Genomic DNA, 17870 nt, shown 5'->3' with positions numbered 1-17870 from the left:
AAGTTCTACACTGGATTTGTAATCAGAAAGGGTGTAGTCATCATGAAACGAATTTCAAGAGGTAAGTTCGAAAAGATGCAGCAACTGTCAAACGATCAAGGTGTCATTGCGGCCTTAGCAATCGATCAAAGAGGCTCTATGAAAAAGATGATGCAAGCTGCTGTTGGAGAAGAAACGTTTTCTATGGATCAAGTCTATGAATTTAAAGAAATAGTCTCACAGGAATTAACGAAACATGTCAGCGCGATTCTGCTTGATGAGCAGTACGGCTTCAAGGGAATCCAAGCCAAAGATCCAAACTGCGGTTTGATCATGTCGTATGAAAAAACTGGCTACGATGCCAACACGCCAGGTCGCTTGCCTGAGTTGTTACCAGATGAATCGTTAGATCGCTTATTAGCCAAAGGAGCAGACGCAGCAAAAGTCTTGGTCTATTATGATCCAGATGAACCAAAGGAAATTTTAGCTGTGAAGCACGCATTTCTGGAGCGCTTGGGAACAGAAGCACTTGCGGCCGATATTCCTGTATTTGTTGAACCAATTGTATATGACGGAAAAATCACGGACGATCACTCACCAGAGTTTGCGAAAATCAAACCGCAAAAAGTAATTGATACTATCAAAGAATTTACAAAGGATAAATACCATATTGATGTTTTAAAAGTAGAGGTGCCTGTTTTATTTAAATACGTTGAGGGATTTAATAAAGAGGAGGATCCGATTGTCTACACACAAGAAGAAGCGGCTGCATACTTCAAAGAAGCTGGCGAAGCGGCTACACGCCCATTCATTTACCTGAGTGCTGGTGTGCCCGCCGATATCTTCCGTAATGAATTAAAATTTGCCGGTGAGCATGGCGCAAATTACTGCGGAATTCTTGGTGGTCGTGCTACATGGCGTGATGGCGTTCAAGTTTACGCCGATCAAGGCAAAGATGGGCTGATCAAGTGGTTAGAATCGCAAGGCCGCGAAAATGTCGAGGAGTTGAACGATATTTTGGCAAAGTATGCCAAACCATGGTATGAAATTTACGGCGGTTTGGACAATCTAGAAATATTTGATGTCGATGTGATGGATTGACCTCATAACATACTTTTTTAAAGTGTTTTTGAAAAAAACTTTAAAAAAGAAAAGCCGAAGGACCATATTACTATCACTTTCGATAGTTTATGCTCGTTCGGCTTTGTTTTATTTCAATTCATTAATCATCATAACTAATTTTTCTGCCTCAATTTGGGCATCGTCATAAGACTGTCCTTCCAAACAACCATAAGTCATACAGGATCCATCTAATGATCCGCTGATTTGTGAGAATTTCCCAAGGCGTCCTAAGGATACTGAAACAACAGGTAACGTAACAAAGGTCTGTGCCTTCATTACAATCTCCATTTGGCGTAATACGTCCGCCTCGTTTTCCGGATACACAACGATCTTCGCGATATCCGCACCCCAATGTTCCATCAGGTTCAATCGGAAAAGAACCACCGCGTCCTCTGGTGTCTCCTTAAAATTATAGTAGCTCAGCATCACACGTACATCTAGTGCCTGCATCCATTTGATGAATGTTGTTGATAATTGATCAATGATCGTCACTTCCACATCCGCTAAGTCGATTGCACGAGAAGAGACTGCAAATTCATAGATGTGTCGGTACTGGCTAAGAGAAATCTCGAGCTGGCCCCCAGCTTCAGCCGTCCGCAGGTTGAAAATCAATGGGATATTTCGAATTTCATCCCGCAACGCCAACAACGTTGAATTTAACTGATCGTCATCCAAGACATCTTCATAATAATCCGCACGCCATTCAATCACTTCAGCAACTTTCTTGGCTTTGTTCGCTTGTTCAATGATTTCATCGAAAGTCTTTCCAACAATCGGCACGCAGATTTTGGGTTTTCCTGCATCAAATCGCACCTCTCTTACTTGAACATCCATCATACGTATCCCATCCCATTTTCTACTATTTTTTTATCGTATAAAATAATACCTTCAAATAATTGCTTTCTTCAAAATTGCTGGCTGGAAAATCTGCTGGCAAGCGATAGCTTTCAGTTAATTGATAATTAACATTTTTATTCCTTAAGGCCGTTTCGATCGCTTGCTTGAATTTCTTAATTGATAAATTTGCCGCATTCGTGGAAGCAATGATCATTCCTTCATCAGAAAGAATATCTACGCTGTCTTCGATCAATCGCCCATAATCCTTTGCTACCGAAAAAGTTTTCTTCTTATTTCGGGCAAAACTTGGCGGATCCAAGATAATCAAATTATAACGTAAATTCTTCCTTGCTGCATAGCGGAAATAGTCAAATGTATCCATTACAATAATTTTTTGCTGCTCCAAGGACAAGCCGTTTACTTCAAACTGTTCCTGCGTTTTGGGCAAACTACGTTGAGCCAGATCAACACTAGTCGTCTCTAAAGCCCCGCCATAGGCCGCTGCTACAGAAAAAGCTCCCGTATAGCTGAACATATTTAACACTTTTTGTCCTGCTGCAAGCCCCTCTGTTAAACGTCCTCGAACTTCTTTTTGATCTAAGAAAATGCCAGTCATATACCCTTCATCTAAGTATACGGCATATGAAACACCATTTTCCAGTACTATTAACGGTTCCTGCGGTTTTTCGCCTGCTAACCAGCGGCTTTCTGTTAAGTCGCTTTTGAACCGGATCTTTTCAACCAATCCTTTGGCATTGGGAAAAACCTTCAGCAAGCTGTCTACGATCATATTTTTAAAGTGATAGATCGTTTCGTTGTACCAAGAAATCACTAGATAGTCTGCATAATAATCAACAGTTACGCCACCAAAACCATCGCCTTCACCATTGAATATGCGAAAGGCAGTCGTCATTTCATCTGCGAAAAAAGCTTGCCGTTGATCAAACGCATATTGAAGTTTTTCCATAAAAAAGGCTTGGTCAATCGGACGTTGTGTTTGGTCAATCACCCAGCCAAAGCCTTTGTTTTGCTTCCCTAAATAACCAGTTGCGACATATTTATTCTTATTATCAACGAATTCCACCCATTCAAAGGGAATTTTTTTTATATTTTGTTTTAAATCCTCTGCTTGAATTAATGGATTTCCTTGACGGATTCGTTTAATTCCATAATTATTTAATTCTATTTTCACTCTCATCCCTGCTTTCTACTATAGTATAGCAAAAAAAATAAGTATTTTTCGCTTATAAAGTTTTCTTTAAGCATGATTGCTCTGATTTCAATAAGAATTGACTGAGTTGACGTAAGCGAGTAAACTGTTAACAAGTGAACATCTCGCATTTTTTTTGCGGCAGAAAGGAAGTTACTATTGAAAAAACTAAAAGCTCCTGCATTTTTGAATAAACGTCTCGGCTTTTATGCGTTACTGACATTCTTATTATGGGCGAAAAGTGTTTTTGCATACCTATTTGAATTTAATTTAGGGATCGAAAGTCTGACTCAGTACTTCATCCTGTTTATCAACCCAATCGCGTCGACGATGTTTCTATTGTCGATCGCTTTATATGTGCGGCGGTCAAGAGCCTCTTACATCACGATGATGGTCATCTATGCACTGGCAAGCTTCTTGCTCTTTGCCAATATTGTTTATTATCGTGAATTCACTGACTTCATTACAGTCAACACCTTCTTAGGTGCCGGCAAGGTTGCTAGCGGTTTAGGTGAGAGTGCTGTTCGGCTTTTCCGTCCATACGATGTTTTATACTTAATTGATATCGTGATCCTGCCGATTCTACTATGGAGAAAAGGGATCAAACGCGAAGAACATCCTGTTCGAGCGCGCATGGCCTTTGCGATGACTGCTCTTTCAATCATGATTTTCTCAGGAAATCTTTTCTTGGCTGAAGCAGATCGCCCAGAGTTATTGACTCGTACTTTTTCTCGCGATTATTTGATCAAATATCTTGGTGTCAATGCCTTCACTGTTTATGACGGCATTCAAACGTATAAAACCAACCAAGTCCGTGCAGAAGCAAGCCCAAATGATTTAAAAGAAGTCGAATCCTATGTGAAAGATCATTACGCTGCACCAAACAGCGACTATTATGGGATTGCCAAGGGACGTAATGTTATCACGATCCATTTAGAGAGTCTCCAACAATTTGTGATCGACTACAAGTTGAAAGATGAAAATGGTCAAGAACACGAAGTTACACCATTCTTAAATAGTATTTTCCATAGCAACAGTACATTCAGTTTTGATAATTTCTTCCATCAGGTAAAAGCTGGAAAAACGTCAGATGCTGAAACCTTGATGGAAAACTCATTGTTCGGTTTAAATCAAGGCTCATTATTCTCGCAATTAGGCGGGAAGAATACGTTCCAAGCAGCTCCAGATATCTTAAAACAGACAGAAGGCTACACTAGCGCTTCTTTCCATGGGAACTCAGGAAGCTTCTGGAACCGTTCCGAAACGTATAAAAATCTTGGTTATGATTATTTCTTCGATTCATCTTACTACGATGTAAACGATGAGAACTCATTCCAGTATGGGCTGCATGACAAACCGTTCTTCCAGCAATCTGTGAAGTATTTGGAACGTCTGCAACAGCCTTTCTACACGAAATTTATTGCAGTATCTAACCACTATCCATACAGCGAGTTCAAAAATGACGAAGCTGGATTCCCAATGGCAGATACTGGTGATGAAACCATCAACGGATACTTCGCTACAGCAAATTATTTGGATAAAGCAGTGGAAGAATTCTTTAATTACTTGAAAGCTTCCGGCCTATATGATAATTCGATTATCGTTATGTACGGCGATCACTATGGAATCTCGAATTCAAGAAACTCTGACTTAGCTCCATTGCTTGGTAAGTCAAAAGAAACATGGTCAAACTTTGACAACGCACAAATGCAGCGTGTACCATACATGGTTCACGTACCAGGACAAGAAAAAGGCGGAATCAACCACACTTATGGCGGTGAAGTTGACGCATTACCAACTCTGCTGCACCTTCTAGGTGTAGATACAAGCAAGTATATCCAATTAGGACAAGATTTGTTGTCGCAAGATCATGACCAAATCGTTGCTTTCCGCGATGGGGATTATGTAACTCCTGAATATACGTATTACAGCGGAAGCTTGTACAGCAACAGTAACGGCATGGCAATTACTGAGCCTAGCGAAAGTCTGCAACAGCAAACAGAGAAGTGGAAAGAAGCCGTTTCTACTCAGCTAAGCACCTCAGATAATATTAACAACGGAGACCTGTTGCGCTTCTACTCAGCAAGCGGCTTGAAACCTGTTGACGCTTCTCAATATGATTATAAAGACGGTCTGAATAAGATGGAGAAAATCGAGAACAAATTGGGCGACAAGTCAACCAGCCTATTTGATCAAAATGGAAAGAAATCCACTCAAGAATTATACAAGACTGAAACTTATAAGCAATATCAAGAGCAAAGCCCACAATAAATATACAACTAACACTCTTCACGAGAATGTGAAGAGTGTTTTTTTGTCCACGCTTATTTCTTCCGATAGAATTCATATTTCTTTCAAATTAGGATTTTATACTTATTAGTAAGAGGTGGAATCCATGGATATTATTACAACAACGCTTTCGACAATCAAACGACATCGCATACAATTCTCGATTTCTTGGGTGATCAGTCTGATCGCTCTGTTTATCTTGACTAGTTTGGGTACGTTAAAGCTCGTATTGAACCATCTGGATTCCTCTAACCAGATCCAGCTATTTACTGCAAAAGAAGTGCGACAATTGCAGCAATATTTTTCTGAACGCCTGAACGCCTGCGCAATTGGTCTATTTATCTTACTTCTGATATATTTCGGCATCAAAATAAAAATACAGAAAAAATCGGCCGCTTCAATGCATGAACTGATCTACTCCATCGGATTAGAATTTTTCTTAGGCTTGATGATCGCTTCGATTTGTTTAATTCTGCTGTATACTCTTTTCGAGCCGCTTTATGAGTCGATCCTACAGTCGTTCTATCATCAGGGTCTGAATCAATTTAAGGAATTGCCAAACTTTGTATTGAGTAATGGATCAAGTGGAATCGCCTATTCAATTCGTTCCTCTCTCTCTTTTGAGTTATCTTCAACGACCTTACTAGACTTGTTTTTCAATTCATTATTTAAAGCTGTTGCTTATATCTTTTTATGCTTATGTCTGTTAATTGGCGGCTCCCGCCTAATATGCTTTACTTCTGAAAAGAAGAATGTCCGTTAAACACGAACATTCTTCTTTTTGTTTGCTCTTTTGTTAAACTATTGCTTGAAAGTCGATTGTTTCTTCATTATACTTAGAAAGTATTCGGTTTTTACCGATATAATGAACTTATTCTTAAGGAGCGTTTAATCATAATGGAGAAATTCTTTAAATTAAAGGAACAAGGCACCACTATTTCTACGGAGGTAATGGCAGGGGTCACGACATTCTTCGCCATGAGCTATATTTTATTCGTTAATCCAAGTATTTTATCAGCTTCAGGGATGCCGTTTCAAGCAGTTTTCTTAGCAACCATCATCGCATCTGTTATTGGGACTCTAGTGATGGGATTGTTTGCAAACGTTCCTTATGCACAAGCACCAGGGATGGGACTGAACGCATTTTTCACTTACACAGTCGTATTCGGACTAGGCTACTCTTGGCAGCAAGCATTAGCGATGGTGTTCATTTGCGGAATCATCAATATTTTAATTACTGTCACAAAAATTCGTAAATTAATCATTCATGCAATTCCAGAAAGTATGCAGCATGCAATCGGCGGCGGGATTGGGATCTTCGTAGCTTATGTCGGGATTAAAAACGCTGGCCTGCTTTCTTTCAGCGCTGACTCTTCAGCAATTACTAGCAGTGTAGTTGAAGGCGGCAAAGCAACAAATGTTTCAATCAACAGCGGAATCGTTCCAGCTTTAGCAAACTTCAACAACGCACCAATTTTGCTTGCTGTGATCGGTTTAATCGTTACTACGATCTTAGTGGTCAAAAATGTTCGCGGTGCTATTTTAATCGGTATCGTAATCACTACATTATTAGGTATTCCTATGGGCGTTGTTCAATTAGGCTCAATCGATTGGCAAGCAAATTCACTAGGCAGCTCGATTCAAGAACTTGGTACAACATTTGGTGCAGCTTTCGGCTCTGCTGGCATGGGTTCGCTATTTTCTGATTCTTCTAAATTACCGCAAGTTTTAATGACGATTTTAGCATTCAGCTTATCTGATACATTTGATACCATCGGAACCTTTATCGGTACTGGGCGCAGAACCGGTATCTTCTCTAAAGAAGATGAAAAAGCATTAGATGATGGTTCGCGCGGTTTCAAAACAAAAATGGATAAAGCCTTATTCGCAGATGCGGTTGCTACTTCAATCGGCGCTATCTTTGGTACATCAAATACAACTACTTACGTTGAATCTGCTGCTGGAATCGGTGCAGGAGGACGGACAGGTTTAACTTCTGTTGTTGTTGCCATTCTCTTTGCTTTAAGCAGTTTATTCTCTCCATTGATTGCGATCGTACCTGCACAAGCAACGGCACCTGCTTTGATCTTAGTTGGTGTAATGATGTTAGCTTCTTTTGCAGATATTAACTGGTTAGATTTAGAAGAAGCTGTTCCAGCATTCTTCGCTAGCATCTTCATGGGACTTTGCTACAGTATCTCTTACGGGATCGCTGCCGGATTTATTTTCTACACAATCGTTAAAGTAATCAAAGGTAAAACAAAAGAAATCTCACCAGTTCTTTGGATCGTGGATCTTTTGTTCATCCTAAACTTTATTATCTTAGCAATTCTATAATCTGCTGACTAGCTCAATTCAGATATGAATACATGTAAAAAGAAGCGTAGAACCAAAATGGTTTTACGCTTCTTTTTGTTCTTCTGTACTTTCTATTTCCTCAGGCTTATCCGGGAAAACGACAGTGAAGGTCGTTCCCTCATTTAATTCACTCTCAACTTTGATAGTCCCATTATGCAGTCGCACTAATTCTTGTACGATCGATAAACCTAACCCTGATTCGCCATATTTTGTATTTTTTCTGGACGGGTCTGCTTTGTAGTAACGGTCCCAAATATTTTTCACTTGAGCCTCTGTCATACCGATACCTGTATCCGATATCCTGATTTCTACGGCATGCTCCAGCTTAGTAATCACTACATTCACTGTTCCATCAGTAGTAAACTGAATCGCATTTTGAATCAAATTCACCATGACTTGCACAAAACGGTCATAATCAGCATAAACTTCGATCGGCTCTTTCGTTTGCAGTATCAGCTGATCGTTTGACGCTTCTGCTTTGACCTGCAATTGGGCAACTAAAGTAGCGACAGCTTCAGTCGCGTTGAATTTCTGTAAAAGAATACTGATCTGATTGGTTCGGATCTTCTCATAATCCAAATTCTCATTCACTAATCGAATCAGTCGTGACGTTTCATTTTGCATCAGCTTGATCGCTTTTTCTTTTTGATTTTCTGGAATTGCGTTATACTGCATCCCTTCCAGCAATCCATTAATAGTTGTTAATGGGGTACGCATCTCGTGAGAGGCATCCGCCATAAATTGCTTTCTGCGTTCTTCCTGCCGCTCAATCTCATCCTGTGATTCCTTCAAGGAAATGGTCATCTTATTGAAGTCCTCAGCCAAGTCGTCAAATTCATCACGATTGCGGTTAGGAACAACAACATCAAAATTTCCCATCGCTACCTCTTTCGTCGCAGAGCGCATCCGGTTAATTCGCTTTACCTGCTGTGTTGCGAAGAAGTAGCTGACTATGATTGCGATAATTGACGCAATGATGAACGCTTTAAACAAGTCAGTTACGATCGAATTCACACTAGTCTCAACATTCATAGCAGGCTGACTAACGAGTAAAACACCAAAGAAAACTTCATCAGTAAAAAAGGGAACCATCGCATACGAGGTAGTTTGATTTTGTCCCATCACATTTTTTGAGCTGGTTTCCTTTTGCTGCTGTCCAGCTTTCAACGACTGCCATTGGGCATCGCTGACTAAATGCGGATTTACCTCTCCTGTTTCTTCTGGATATTGGACATTCCTGTCCTTATCAATAAAAACAAATGAAACATCCTGCTGATTTAAACTGGATTCAGTTACACGAATCGCAAATTGAAAAATCTCATTACTCGACATTCCTTCGAAGCGAATATCTCTGCTTAAAGAAATATTATTTTTCTCCATAGACTCTGCATAGCCGAATAATTCTTTGTAGTTATTATCCTCTAACGTTTTACGAGTAAATTGAGTGAAAGACAGTCCTAATGTCAACAGGATTAATAAAATCAAACCGCCAAAAGCCAGCAGCTGTTGATAAAGGTATTTCATCGACCAACCTCGGTATCGTCGAATTTATACCCGACACCCCAAACGGTTTGGATGACCTGTGAGCCAACCTTTTCAATTTTTTGACGCAATTTTTTAATATGAGCATCAACTGTACGTTCGTCACCAAAGTATTGATAATCCCATACTAGTTCTAGCAACTGTTCGCGAGTAAAGACTTGACGCGGTTTCTTTGCCATCGTATACAATAAATCAAATTCTTTCGGTGTCAAACCTTCGATTGTTTTTCCATCCAAATAGGCTTCACGTGTTTTCAAATTCATCTTGAAATGATCTGTTTGAATGTCAAAACTTTCATTGCTGGCAGTTGTCTCTTTTTGTGGTTCATACGTCAACTCGCTGCGGCGATGCAACGCTTTAATTCGTGCGATTAATGTTAATGGCGAAAAAGGCTTCGTTACATAATCATCCGCTCCCATCTCTAGACCGATCACCTGGTCACTTTCAGAATCTCTAGCCGTCAACATGATAATAGGAACTGTTTTAGAAATCTTGCGAATCTCACGCCCCACTTCCATCCCATCCATACTTGGCAGGTTCAAATCAAGCGTGATCATGTCCCATTTTTCAGGATCAGCCTTAAACGCACTCAACCCTTCCTTCCCATCGTATTTAAATTCCGCTTCCCAGCCTTCATTCAGAAAAAACATTTGCATCATTTCAGAAACGGACTCATTGTCCTCGATCATTAAAATATTCATACCTTAACCCCCTGATATCATCTGATTCTCATTCTAAGTATACTCTATTTCATTTTTTTGAACCATTACCTTACCCGTATCTTCACTAACAATTTGTTTTTTCTTCAATTTTTCGAGTTTGGAAGACTAAATCTTCAATATTCATTTACATCTTTGCATTTTTTATAACGGAATGTTATACTTTCTACTGCAACAAAAATAATTATCAAGGGGCTGTTACGGATTCGACAGGCATAGTTTGAGCCTGAATTGCGCTTCGTAGGTTACGTCTACGTTAAAACGTTACAGTTAAATATAACTGCTAAAAACAACAATAACTCTTACGCTTTAGCTGCCTAAAAACAGTTAGCGTAGATCCTCTCGGTATCGCCCATGTGCTCGAGTAAGGGTCCTATTCTAAGTGGGATACGTTTCAACTTTCCGTCTGCAAGTTGAAAAAGAGCTCATCAGACTAGCAATGTTCGCGGCCTGTCATGCGGCAGAGAACAAAGCGAAATTTAAATAGTATGACTATGAGCGTAGATTTTTAGGTGTCGATGTGTTTGGACGCGGGTTCGACTCCCGCCAGCTCCATTATAAAAAAGCCAAAACGCTGAATACTAGCGTTTTGGCTTTTTCTATTGCGGGTGCATAAAGGACTATTGCTGCTCCTGCACTTCTTTCTCTTGATCAACAAAGACAAATTTTAAGCTATCAGGATACACATAGAGAATCAATCGTTCTTTTCGGATGTCGGTTGCAACGGTTGGATAGACCTGCTCTGTCGTAACATTAGCCCGAAAAAAATCTTTTAGGGCAAATTCCAAGCCTGAATTGATAAATGGGTTCGACATTCTACTCGCTCCCTTTCACTAGCCTTTCCTCTATTATACGCGCTGTCATCTCAAATAGTGCCTTTTCTTAAAAAAATTCTGTCTTGTTAAGAAAATGAATTCTTCTTATTCTGTCGCGTTTCCTTTGAGTGTCAGAAATTACTAACCTGAATAATTCACCATTTTACTCAGCAAATTTATTCTTATGATCATAACGATCGTAATGGATATCATCGCTGATCAAGTATTGATAAATGTCGTCGACAATCTCAATCCCGTTTTCTTCATAATTCTTCTCACGCATTCTTCCTCGCTCACCAGGATAATTCACTTCCTTGAAACCTGCACTCGGAGCAACAGTCTTAAGTTCGTCTAGCATTGTTGAAATTGTTTGCTTAAAAGTATCTAAGCCGACAAAAAATTCTGGATTAATAACAATGTGCAGCTGCCCTAATTCTCTTCCTTTAGAAAGATCATGATACATTGAAGAAACGTGCTTACCAAATGGTACTCCCAGCAACACACCGGATAAAACGTCGACCATCATCATCAGTCCGTAGCCCTTCGCACCTGAGATTGGAACTAAGGCATTTACCTTTGTTGAGTCTGTTGTAGGGTTTCCCTGTTCGTCCACCGCCCAAGTATCAGGAATAGATTCTTTACGCGAACGAGCGTGCAAAATTTTCCCCCAAGCCTGAACCGTCGTTGCCATATCAAATGTAATGATTCGCTCATCATTACTCGGCGCTGCAAACGCGATTGGATTCGTTCCGAAAAACGGTTCCCTCCCCCCAAATGGCACGACCATTGGATCAGACTGACAGACAGATACTGCAACCATATCCTTTTCTGCAGCTCTTTCAACATAATAAGCCAAGGCTCCGCTGTGAGAAATATTTCTAACACCAATCACCGCTACACCAGTTTCCTTAGCAATCTCGATTGCATGATCCATCGCCTTCTCAGCCGCTACAAACCCTGAGCCATTGTCTCCTTCAAAGACGCCGCAGCTTGGACCAGTCTTTTCAAAATTAAACTTTGGTTCCTGCGTGATCCCGCCTTTTGCGATTCGCTCTGAGTAATATTCGACACGCATTGCTCCATGAGAATGAATTCCTCTGGCATCGGCAAAGGTCAAGACATCACTTACGATTCCAGCATGTTCCTTTGATAATCCAGCCTTATGGATTTTGTCTTGGATCAATTGATGCAGCTCTGCTTTTGTTACTCTCATTTTATTCACCTTTTCCTTCTTATTTTTAGTTTTCGAACAAACTTTTACATCTATAGAGTAAGATTTTTTTTGCGGCTCTACACTAGTTAAAATGCACAAAAATCAATTATGATTTGTCAGTTTCATTCACCACTAACGAAAACTTGCACGATTCTCGATAATCTCAAAGAAAATAGTTCACTAAATTAATTAGGAACTCTCATACTATTTGCAGCCTTTTTCATCTAATAAAATAAAAAAATTTGTATAATGAGCAGATGAATATGTCGGTAGAATCAATTATGGTACTGTTAGACCAAATAGAAGGGAGGGTTTACAGATGAAATACCTAGATATTATCGCGCTTATATTATTGATTGTCGGTGGAATTAATTGGTTATTGGTCGGTCTTTTTGAATATGATTTGGTTGCAGCAATATCTGGTGGAAGTACAACGATTCTTGCGAAAATCATCTACATCGTTGTCGGAATATGTGCACTTTACTGTTTAAAATTTATCCCAGGAATTGCGAATCGTGCTGATTAAATTAGTTTAATGATGTAGATTCCTTCAATATATATAAAGAAAAATGAAGCCCTCTATAAAAATAGAGCGCTTCATTTTTTAGTAAAGTAAATTATAAAAGCGTCAATCTGTCAATAAAACAGTGAGGTTCAAGTAATCATATAAATGAAATAATCTCTTCCTCCCACATGCAGGTTCTAACGCCCTATTCTAGTGCAATGACTGTGTAAAAAACGTAATGACTCAATTAGTTTGCCATACCTCAATATATTCTTGCGCAGTTTTCGTGACCGAATCATAGTCTTCCTTTGCAACACCTTTGAATAAGTTCCCCCCAACACCAACCATGATTGCTCCAGCCTTTTTCCATTCTTTCAGGTTCTCTAGATTAATTCCACCTGTCGGCATAATATTTACTTGGGGCAGCGGTGCCTTTGCTGCTTTGATTATCTGTGGTGTAAAATGATTCGCTGGAAACAGCTTTACGACATCCGCACCACTTTTCATTGCCTGCTGCATTTCTGTAATCGTCATACACCCCGGCATGTATGGTATTTGGTACAAATTACAAAGTTCGGCAGTTGTTGGGTCAAAACTGGGACTCACGATGAACTCGGCTCCAGCCATAATCGCCAAGCGCGCCGTAATAGGATCTAGAACTGTACCCGCGCCAATAGTCACACCTGTATCATTTTGATATTCCTTTTTTAAATCAGTAATAACTTGATCAGCTTGAGGAACAGAAAAGGTTACTTCAATACCTTTTATGCCTCCCTTGACGACAGCCTTGGCTGCCTCAAAAGCTTGTTTACTGGTGCTTTCTCTGACGACTGCTACTACACCGGCTTTTTCGATGCGTGTCAAAACTTCAACTTTTTTCATTAAACTCACCTACTCTACATTCACATGTTCATGAAGTGCATCTTCGTTAGAAGTTTGATCTCGTTGCGCTAATTTTAAAGTAAAGGCATCCAAAGTAATATGCACCGTTTGGTCAAACAAGCTCGATAGAAGCTGAGTAGATTTTATACCTGCTCCAGTCTTAGTCGCTCCCGGTACTACGATCACTTTATCCGCTAATTTTGCCAATGGTGAATTGACATCACTAGTCAACGCAACGATACCAAGACCCAGTTCTTTCGCTTTTTCAGTATCAGAAACAATCCCTTTAGTTGTCCCCGAACCAGAAATAGCGACCCACGTATCTCCCTTCTGGATAGAAGGTGTAATCGTTTCTCCCATAACATAATCCGTATAGCCGATATGCATTAATCGCATAGCAAATCCTTTAGCTTGAAACCCACTGCGGCCAGCCCCAATCACAAAGATTCGTTTGTCCTTTTGAAATAAGGGCATGGCTTGGTCTAATTCTCTCTCATCGACTAATTCCATGACTTGATTGATTTCTTGCATGATTGTTTTGATTGTTTTCATTTGTGAACAGCTCCCATAAATTCATTTACCGCTTTTAACGGATCTGCCGCTTTCGCAATTTTTGATCCTACGATGACGACTTCAATAATTCCTTGCTCGGCTAAAATTCGTGCCTGATCCAAATCGATTCCGCCGGCAATTGCCAACCGATTGATATTGGGGTATTTTTTGTGAAATGCGTCAACGCTTGAGGCTGCATCGAACTGATCCTTGCGATCAACTGAATGATGCAGCGCATAGATCGCTTCTGGAAAATTTTTGATCTCTTCAATTTTCTCATCCGCAACCTCTAACAAATCAATCATCATTGTCTTATTTTCTTTTTGGGCCACTTCATAACAAGCCTGCAAAGTAGCTAGGGACGCCGCTCCCATCACGGTAATGATGTCGCCGCCGTAACGGAATGCTTGATTAAATTCGTAGGCACCTTCATCGATTGTTTTGCTGTCGACGAGTAAGGTAGTTTGTGGCAGAGACTCTCTCAATTTTTCAATCGCTAAGTTGCCATAATCTTTGACTAAGGATGTCCCCATCTCTAAAATATCGGTTTTACCATCTAATTGTTTTGCTAAAGCAATTGCCTCTTCTAGCGAAACACGATCAATCGCTGTTTGTAATCTCATGCTTCCACTTCCTGTTTTTGTAAAAATTCTCCCAATTCCTCGGGTGTTGGATAGCCATCATTATCCCCAGGTGATTGAACCGCCATCGCACCAATGGCGTTCGCTCGAACTACTGCTTCCTTCAAGTTTTTTTCTTCTATTAAAGCAGTGATTAACCCAACCGCGAAGCCATCTCCAGCACCAACAGTATCGACGACCTCTGGTACCTTAAAACCTGGCACAGTAAAACTTGTACCATCCTTTTGTTTCACATAAGCACCTTCTGTCCCCAATTTAACAATCACTGTTTGAGTGGCTTCCCCATTATTTAAATAGAAATCTGCGATTGCTTCAGGATCACGACTACCCATTAAGATTTCTCCTTCGTTGATTCCCGGCAATACAATCTTAGCATGGGAGGCCAAATCATTGATGGTCGCAACCATTTCTTCTTGGCTTGCCCAAAGCTGCGGACGCAAGTTAGGATCAAAGGTAGTGGGAATCTGATTTTTCTCCAGCAAGCTGATTAGATAACGAAAAGCCTTTTGAGCTTCTGCCGAAATCGCTGGAAAAATCCCCGATAAATGTGCCATTTTCACCTCTGAGAAGTCGATCTTATCCAACACCGCTTGTTCAAAATGTGCGGCAGCTGACCCTTTACGGAAATAAAAAATACTTGGGTCGCCTTGACTGACACGATCCTTCAATTGAAAGGCGGTCCAAAAATCAGCAGTTTCTGAAATATAATCTGTTCCGATTTGATTTTCGTGTAAACGATCAATAATAAATTCACCAAATGGATCTTTCCCAACCTGTGTAATGTATTCGCTGCTATGCCCAAGGCGAGAAACACCGACAGCAACGTTAACTTCCGCTCCCGCAAGAAACTTTTGGAAGTGACAGGCGTCCTTTAAAGATTTATCAACTTCTTCTGATCCAAACAATGCAATTGGTTCTCCAATAGTTAAAAATTCACTCATAATTATTTCCTCTTTTCTTTTAAAGTAAGATATATGCAGCAATCAAATTCAGAACGGTAGCTGCCCAAGCCCATGGCATTCCTGTCAGTAAAAATGTTTTTGTATCCAGTCCGGCGTATTGGACTGACCATAAATTCCATGACTGAGTGATACAGGCTGAAACACCCATCATTGAAGGAACTACCAATAAACCATATAAGAAATATTGATCGAACATCCCTGTCCCCACTAAAATTGCAGCGGTCGCAGCACCGGCACCGTACAGCATCAATGGACCCCGGAAGTATGAAAGCGGAGCAATGATAGCAACGATGATTATTAAAACGAGTTTGCTATTGGGGATGATTTCCTGAAAGACACTTGTAAAACCAGACATCGCGTGAAGCGCAGGAACTGCATCCCATTTAGCAAAAATGCTTAATGCTACTGGTAAAACTGGCAATACATAGGTCCAAACTGGTACTTCAACAACTTCTTCTTCCTTGCTGCTTTCGACAATTTCAGGTTTTCCATTACGAATTTTCTTTGAATTGAACAGAATAAAGAGGAGCAAAATCACTAATTGCACACCCATTGCGACAAAACCAAAACGCTGATAGTGCGGCCCCCATTCTACTTTCGGAAAGAACACTTGAAATTGAACAAATAAGACATTGTTGACGTACATTGCTGAGCCAATCGCAATTGTGAAAATTGAAACTGCAATGTTTTTCGGTACACCGATTGAGAACATGATTGGAAATAGAATCACTCCGACTGCAATGGCCGAACCAACCCCATATGAACTAGTGAAAATTAAAGCGATTACAAGAGCAATTAAAATCGTTGCTAGGACAGGGCTCTTCTTCCCAACTTTTTCTGTTCTTCGACTGATGCTTCCGGCAATCCCGGTATCAACCAGGACTCGGCCAAACCAGGACCCAAAGATGATGTATGCAGCTGTTTTCCCATAATTTAAAACCGGCTCCGTGAATATCTCCTTCACTGCTGTGTTAAAAGGAACCATTCCGATGATTGTCCACAAGATTGCCATTACAAAGAAGCCGACGGTTAAGTTACCACCTTTCATGGCGTAGAGAACAAAGATGATAAAGGTGACAGCTAATAATATTCCTGTTAGTGCGCTACCCATGTTTGTCCACCTCCTAATAGTTGTTTAGTTCACTTAAGATACGTTGATATTTTGAAATTGGTTTTGCATGATCTTCAACAAAGAAGTCATTTTCCAGATGATTGAATTTTTGTATCAAATAATACCCGGTTAAATAGGCCGCCAGTGCTTCTTTAGCCGCACTCTCCATATTTTCTTTATCAATTTCGGGGCGATGAATCGTTTCCATAAAATGATAGGCAAATTTTTCTGGATCGATTTTCGTTTGTTGATCAGTCATTAGATTTCCTCCTAGTTTGTTTCAGAATCATTCTTTCTCTACTGTGAAAAAAAAGTGATATGCTTGACGTATACATGCGTTGCTTTATTTGATGATTTCACTCCGTCAGCTTCCTTCAAGTAATCCTTTTGCCTCTAAGATTTCTGCATTTGAAGCTGTCGGATATTCGATGGCAACAGGTACCTCTTGCGGTAGAATCTGCAATACTTTACGCCAAGCGATCTCTCCATGGTCAAGCCCAGCAGCCTGTGGTTTTTGGTTTTCGTAGCGAACATCCTTCACGTGGATATAATGAACATAGTCCTTTAACAATTCAGCGGCCTCTATTTCGTCTTCTCCTACAAAGCGCCAATTTCCGAGATCGTAGACATATCCTATTGCGGCTTTGGCTTTCTCCACTGCCATCATATATTTTCTAATTGCATTGATCGTACCTGAAGTTTGGGTTTGATCATTTTCAATGGAGATTTCTACCCCTTCACTAAGAAGCGCTTTCAATTGGTCTAAATGAAGCTCATCGCTAAAATCTCCAATGTTCCATTTGATGTGCTTGACCCCCATTTTCTTCGCTTCAATAAGATATTGCTCCAGTTTAGGATTGATTTTCCCTTGGATGTAGACCTCATCTGGAACACTGTAAAATAATTGCTGCTTCAAACGGGTTGCTTCAGATTGAATAACAGGAATCTCTTCATCAATCTTTTGAAAGTATTCTCTTCTGATTTCAACTTTGCTAAAACCTAAGTCTGCTGCCTCCTGTAACAAGTCCGCCTGCAGCTCTCCTTCTGCAACTCTATCTGCAAAAACTAAAAAATTCAGCACTAATCTATTATCCATCATAAACATCGTCCTTTCAATTAGTTAACCGGTTTCT

At 40.2% G+C, this 17870-nt stretch carries 18 protein-coding genes and 1 other RNA gene; 6 read left to right on the top strand and 13 right to left on the bottom strand.

Annotated features, from left to right (window positions below):
• Positions 1–42: 42 nt before the first annotated feature.
• Positions 43–1080: a tagatose 1,6-diphosphate aldolase gene (locus IGI67_RS01895; RefSeq protein ID WP_429956580.1), complete on the top strand. Its 1038-nt coding sequence runs from the start codon at positions 43–45 to the stop codon at positions 1078–1080.
• Between the two features lie 108 nt (positions 1081–1188).
• Here IGI67_RS01895 and aroD read toward each other — a convergent pair whose 3' ends face one another.
• Both aroD and IGI67_RS01885 read right to left on the bottom strand, forming a co-directional pair.
• Positions 1189–1938 carry a type I 3-dehydroquinate dehydratase gene (gene aroD, locus IGI67_RS01890; RefSeq protein ID WP_429956579.1) on the bottom strand — a complete coding sequence of 250 codons (750 nt, stop codon included), beginning with the start codon at positions 1936–1938 and terminating at the stop codon, positions 1189–1191.
• Positions 1939–1960: 22 nt separating this feature from the next.
• Positions 1961–3130 (bottom strand): class I SAM-dependent rRNA methyltransferase, encoded by a 1170-nt coding sequence (locus tag IGI67_RS01885; RefSeq protein WP_429956578.1) that lies wholly within the window; start codon positions 3128–3130, stop codon positions 1961–1963.
• A 177-nt stretch (positions 3131–3307) separates the two neighbouring features.
• Here IGI67_RS01885 and IGI67_RS01880 point away from each other — a divergent pair, with 177 nt between their 5' ends.
• From IGI67_RS01880 to IGI67_RS01870, 3 genes are all read left to right on the top strand, one after another.
• Positions 3308–5419 carry an LTA synthase family protein gene (locus tag IGI67_RS01880; RefSeq protein ID WP_429956577.1) on the top strand — a complete coding sequence of 704 codons (2112 nt, stop codon included), beginning with the start codon at positions 3308–3310 and terminating at the stop codon, positions 5417–5419.
• A gap of 124 nt (positions 5420–5543) precedes the next feature.
• Positions 5544–6200, top strand: coding sequence for a hypothetical protein (locus tag IGI67_RS01875; protein WP_207109198.1), 657 nt, complete (start codon positions 5544–5546; stop codon positions 6198–6200).
• Between the two features lie 134 nt (positions 6201–6334).
• Positions 6335–7774: an NCS2 family permease gene (locus IGI67_RS01870; RefSeq protein ID WP_429956576.1), complete on the top strand. Its 1440-nt coding sequence runs from the start codon at positions 6335–6337 to the stop codon at positions 7772–7774.
• 63 nt (positions 7775–7837) lie between these two features.
• On the opposite strand, the gene IGI67_RS01865 is transcribed toward IGI67_RS01870, so the two are convergent.
• Together IGI67_RS01865 and IGI67_RS01860 are read right to left on the bottom strand one after the other, a co-directional pair.
• Positions 7838–9319: an ATP-binding protein gene (locus IGI67_RS01865; protein ID WP_429956575.1), complete on the bottom strand. Its 1482-nt coding sequence runs from the start codon at positions 9317–9319 to the stop codon at positions 7838–7840.
• Complete coding sequence (locus IGI67_RS01860) at positions 9316–10038, bottom strand: winged helix-turn-helix domain-containing protein (protein ID WP_429956574.1); 723 nt, start codon at positions 10036–10038, stop codon at positions 9316–9318. The genes IGI67_RS01865 and IGI67_RS01860 overlap by 4 nt, the downstream gene beginning before the upstream one ends.
• 209 nt (positions 10039–10247) lie before the next feature.
• On the opposite strand from IGI67_RS01860, the gene ssrA reads away from it, so the two are divergent.
• Positions 10248–10614: a transfer-messenger RNA gene (ssrA, locus tag IGI67_RS01855) on the top strand.
• A gap of 62 nt (positions 10615–10676) precedes the next feature.
• Here the strand turns inward: ssrA and IGI67_RS01850 are convergent.
• Positions 10677–10871: a hypothetical protein gene (locus IGI67_RS01850; protein WP_207109194.1), complete on the bottom strand. Its 195-nt coding sequence runs from the start codon at positions 10869–10871 to the stop codon at positions 10677–10679.
• A gap of 163 nt (positions 10872–11034) precedes the next feature.
• Positions 11035–12084, bottom strand: coding sequence for an ureidoglycolate dehydrogenase (gene allD / locus IGI67_RS01845; protein WP_429956573.1), 1050 nt, complete (start codon positions 12082–12084; stop codon positions 11035–11037).
• A gap of 319 nt (positions 12085–12403) precedes the next feature.
• Between allD and IGI67_RS01840 the strand changes: the two genes are divergently transcribed.
• A complete protein-coding gene (locus IGI67_RS01840; RefSeq protein ID WP_207109192.1) occupies positions 12404–12610 on the top strand; it encodes a DUF378 domain-containing protein in 207 nt (68 codons plus the stop codon).
• Between the two features lie 222 nt (positions 12611–12832).
• Here IGI67_RS01840 and IGI67_RS01835 read toward each other — a convergent pair whose 3' ends face one another.
• The 7 genes from IGI67_RS01835 to IGI67_RS01805 form a co-directional block, all read right to left on the bottom strand.
• Positions 12833–13471 carry a bifunctional 2-keto-4-hydroxyglutarate aldolase/2-keto-3-deoxy-6-phosphogluconate aldolase gene (locus tag IGI67_RS01835; RefSeq protein WP_429956572.1) on the bottom strand — a complete coding sequence of 213 codons (639 nt, stop codon included), beginning with the start codon at positions 13469–13471 and terminating at the stop codon, positions 12833–12835.
• Between the two features lie 9 nt (positions 13472–13480).
• Positions 13481–14023 (bottom strand): 6-phospho-3-hexuloisomerase, encoded by a 543-nt coding sequence (gene hxlB, locus IGI67_RS01830; RefSeq protein WP_429956571.1) that lies wholly within the window; start codon positions 14021–14023, stop codon positions 13481–13483.
• A complete protein-coding gene (locus tag IGI67_RS01825; RefSeq protein ID WP_429956570.1) occupies positions 14020–14646 on the bottom strand; it encodes an orotidine 5'-phosphate decarboxylase / HUMPS family protein in 627 nt (208 codons plus the stop codon). Before IGI67_RS01825 ends, hxlB begins: the two co-directional genes overlap by 4 nt.
• Positions 14643–15605 carry a sugar kinase gene (locus IGI67_RS01820; protein WP_207109188.1) on the bottom strand — a complete coding sequence of 321 codons (963 nt, stop codon included), beginning with the start codon at positions 15603–15605 and terminating at the stop codon, positions 14643–14645. Before IGI67_RS01820 ends, IGI67_RS01825 begins: the two co-directional genes overlap by 4 nt.
• Before the next feature lie 19 nt (positions 15606–15624).
• Positions 15625–16737: a gluconate:proton symporter gene (locus IGI67_RS01815; RefSeq protein ID WP_429956569.1), complete on the bottom strand. Its 1113-nt coding sequence runs from the start codon at positions 16735–16737 to the stop codon at positions 15625–15627.
• Between the two features lie 13 nt (positions 16738–16750).
• Positions 16751–16996, bottom strand: coding sequence for a hypothetical protein (locus IGI67_RS01810; protein ID WP_207109186.1), 246 nt, complete (start codon positions 16994–16996; stop codon positions 16751–16753).
• Positions 16997–17101: 105 nt separating this feature from the next.
• Positions 17102–17836, bottom strand: coding sequence for a sugar phosphate isomerase/epimerase family protein (locus tag IGI67_RS01805; RefSeq protein WP_429956568.1), 735 nt, complete (start codon positions 17834–17836; stop codon positions 17102–17104).
• Between the last annotated feature and the right edge of the window lie 34 nt (positions 17837–17870).

The sequence above is a fragment of the Enterococcus sp. AZ196 genome, from assembly GCF_050498845.1.
Lineage (GTDB): Bacteria > Bacillota > Bacilli > Lactobacillales > Enterococcaceae > Enterococcus_A > Enterococcus_A murrayae.
Note: the sequence above shows the minus strand (reverse complement) of the source record. Positions and strands in the feature narration are given on the sequence as shown.

Excerpts from the sequence above, each read along its gene's own strand:
- IGI67_RS01805 (WP_429956568.1), bottom strand. The coding sequence starts at position 17,836 with ATGATGGATAATAGATTAGTGCTGAATTTTTTAGTTTTTGCAGATAGA.
- IGI67_RS01870 (WP_429956576.1), top strand. The coding sequence starts at position 6,335 with ATGGAGAAATTCTTTAAATTAAAGGAACAAGGCACCACTATTTCTACG.
- IGI67_RS01895 (WP_429956580.1), top strand. The coding sequence starts at position 43 with ATGAAACGAATTTCAAGAGGTAAGTTCGAAAAGATGCAGCAACTGTCA.
- aroD (WP_429956579.1), bottom strand. The coding sequence starts at position 1,938 with ATGATGGATGTTCAAGTAAGAGAGGTGCGATTTGATGCAGGAAAACCC.
- IGI67_RS01815 (WP_429956569.1), bottom strand. The coding sequence starts at position 16,737 with ATGGGTAGCGCACTAACAGGAATATTATTAGCTGTCACCTTTATCATC.
- IGI67_RS01810 (WP_207109186.1), bottom strand. The coding sequence starts at position 16,996 with ATGACTGATCAACAAACGAAAATCGATCCAGAAAAATTTGCCTATCAT.
- IGI67_RS01825 (WP_429956570.1), bottom strand. The coding sequence starts at position 14,646 with ATGAGATTACAAACAGCGATTGATCGTGTTTCGCTAGAAGAGGCAATT.
- hxlB (WP_429956571.1), bottom strand. The coding sequence starts at position 14,023 with ATGAAAACAATCAAAACAATCATGCAAGAAATCAATCAAGTCATGGAA.
- IGI67_RS01865 (WP_429956575.1), bottom strand. The coding sequence starts at position 9,319 with ATGAAATACCTTTATCAACAGCTGCTGGCTTTTGGCGGTTTGATTTTA.
- IGI67_RS01835 (WP_429956572.1), bottom strand. The coding sequence starts at position 13,471 with ATGAAAAAAGTTGAAGTTTTGACACGCATCGAAAAAGCCGGTGTAGTA.
- IGI67_RS01860 (WP_429956574.1), bottom strand. The coding sequence starts at position 10,038 with ATGAATATTTTAATGATCGAGGACAATGAGTCCGTTTCTGAAATGATG.
- IGI67_RS01840 (WP_207109192.1), top strand. The coding sequence starts at position 12,404 with ATGAAATACCTAGATATTATCGCGCTTATATTATTGATTGTCGGTGGA.
- IGI67_RS01875 (WP_207109198.1), top strand. The coding sequence starts at position 5,544 with ATGGATATTATTACAACAACGCTTTCGACAATCAAACGACATCGCATA.
- IGI67_RS01820 (WP_207109188.1), bottom strand. The coding sequence starts at position 15,605 with ATGAGTGAATTTTTAACTATTGGAGAACCAATTGCATTGTTTGGATCA.
- IGI67_RS01850 (WP_207109194.1), bottom strand. The coding sequence starts at position 10,871 with ATGTCGAACCCATTTATCAATTCAGGCTTGGAATTTGCCCTAAAAGAT.
- allD (WP_429956573.1), bottom strand. The coding sequence starts at position 12,084 with ATGAGAGTAACAAAAGCAGAGCTGCATCAATTGATCCAAGACAAAATC.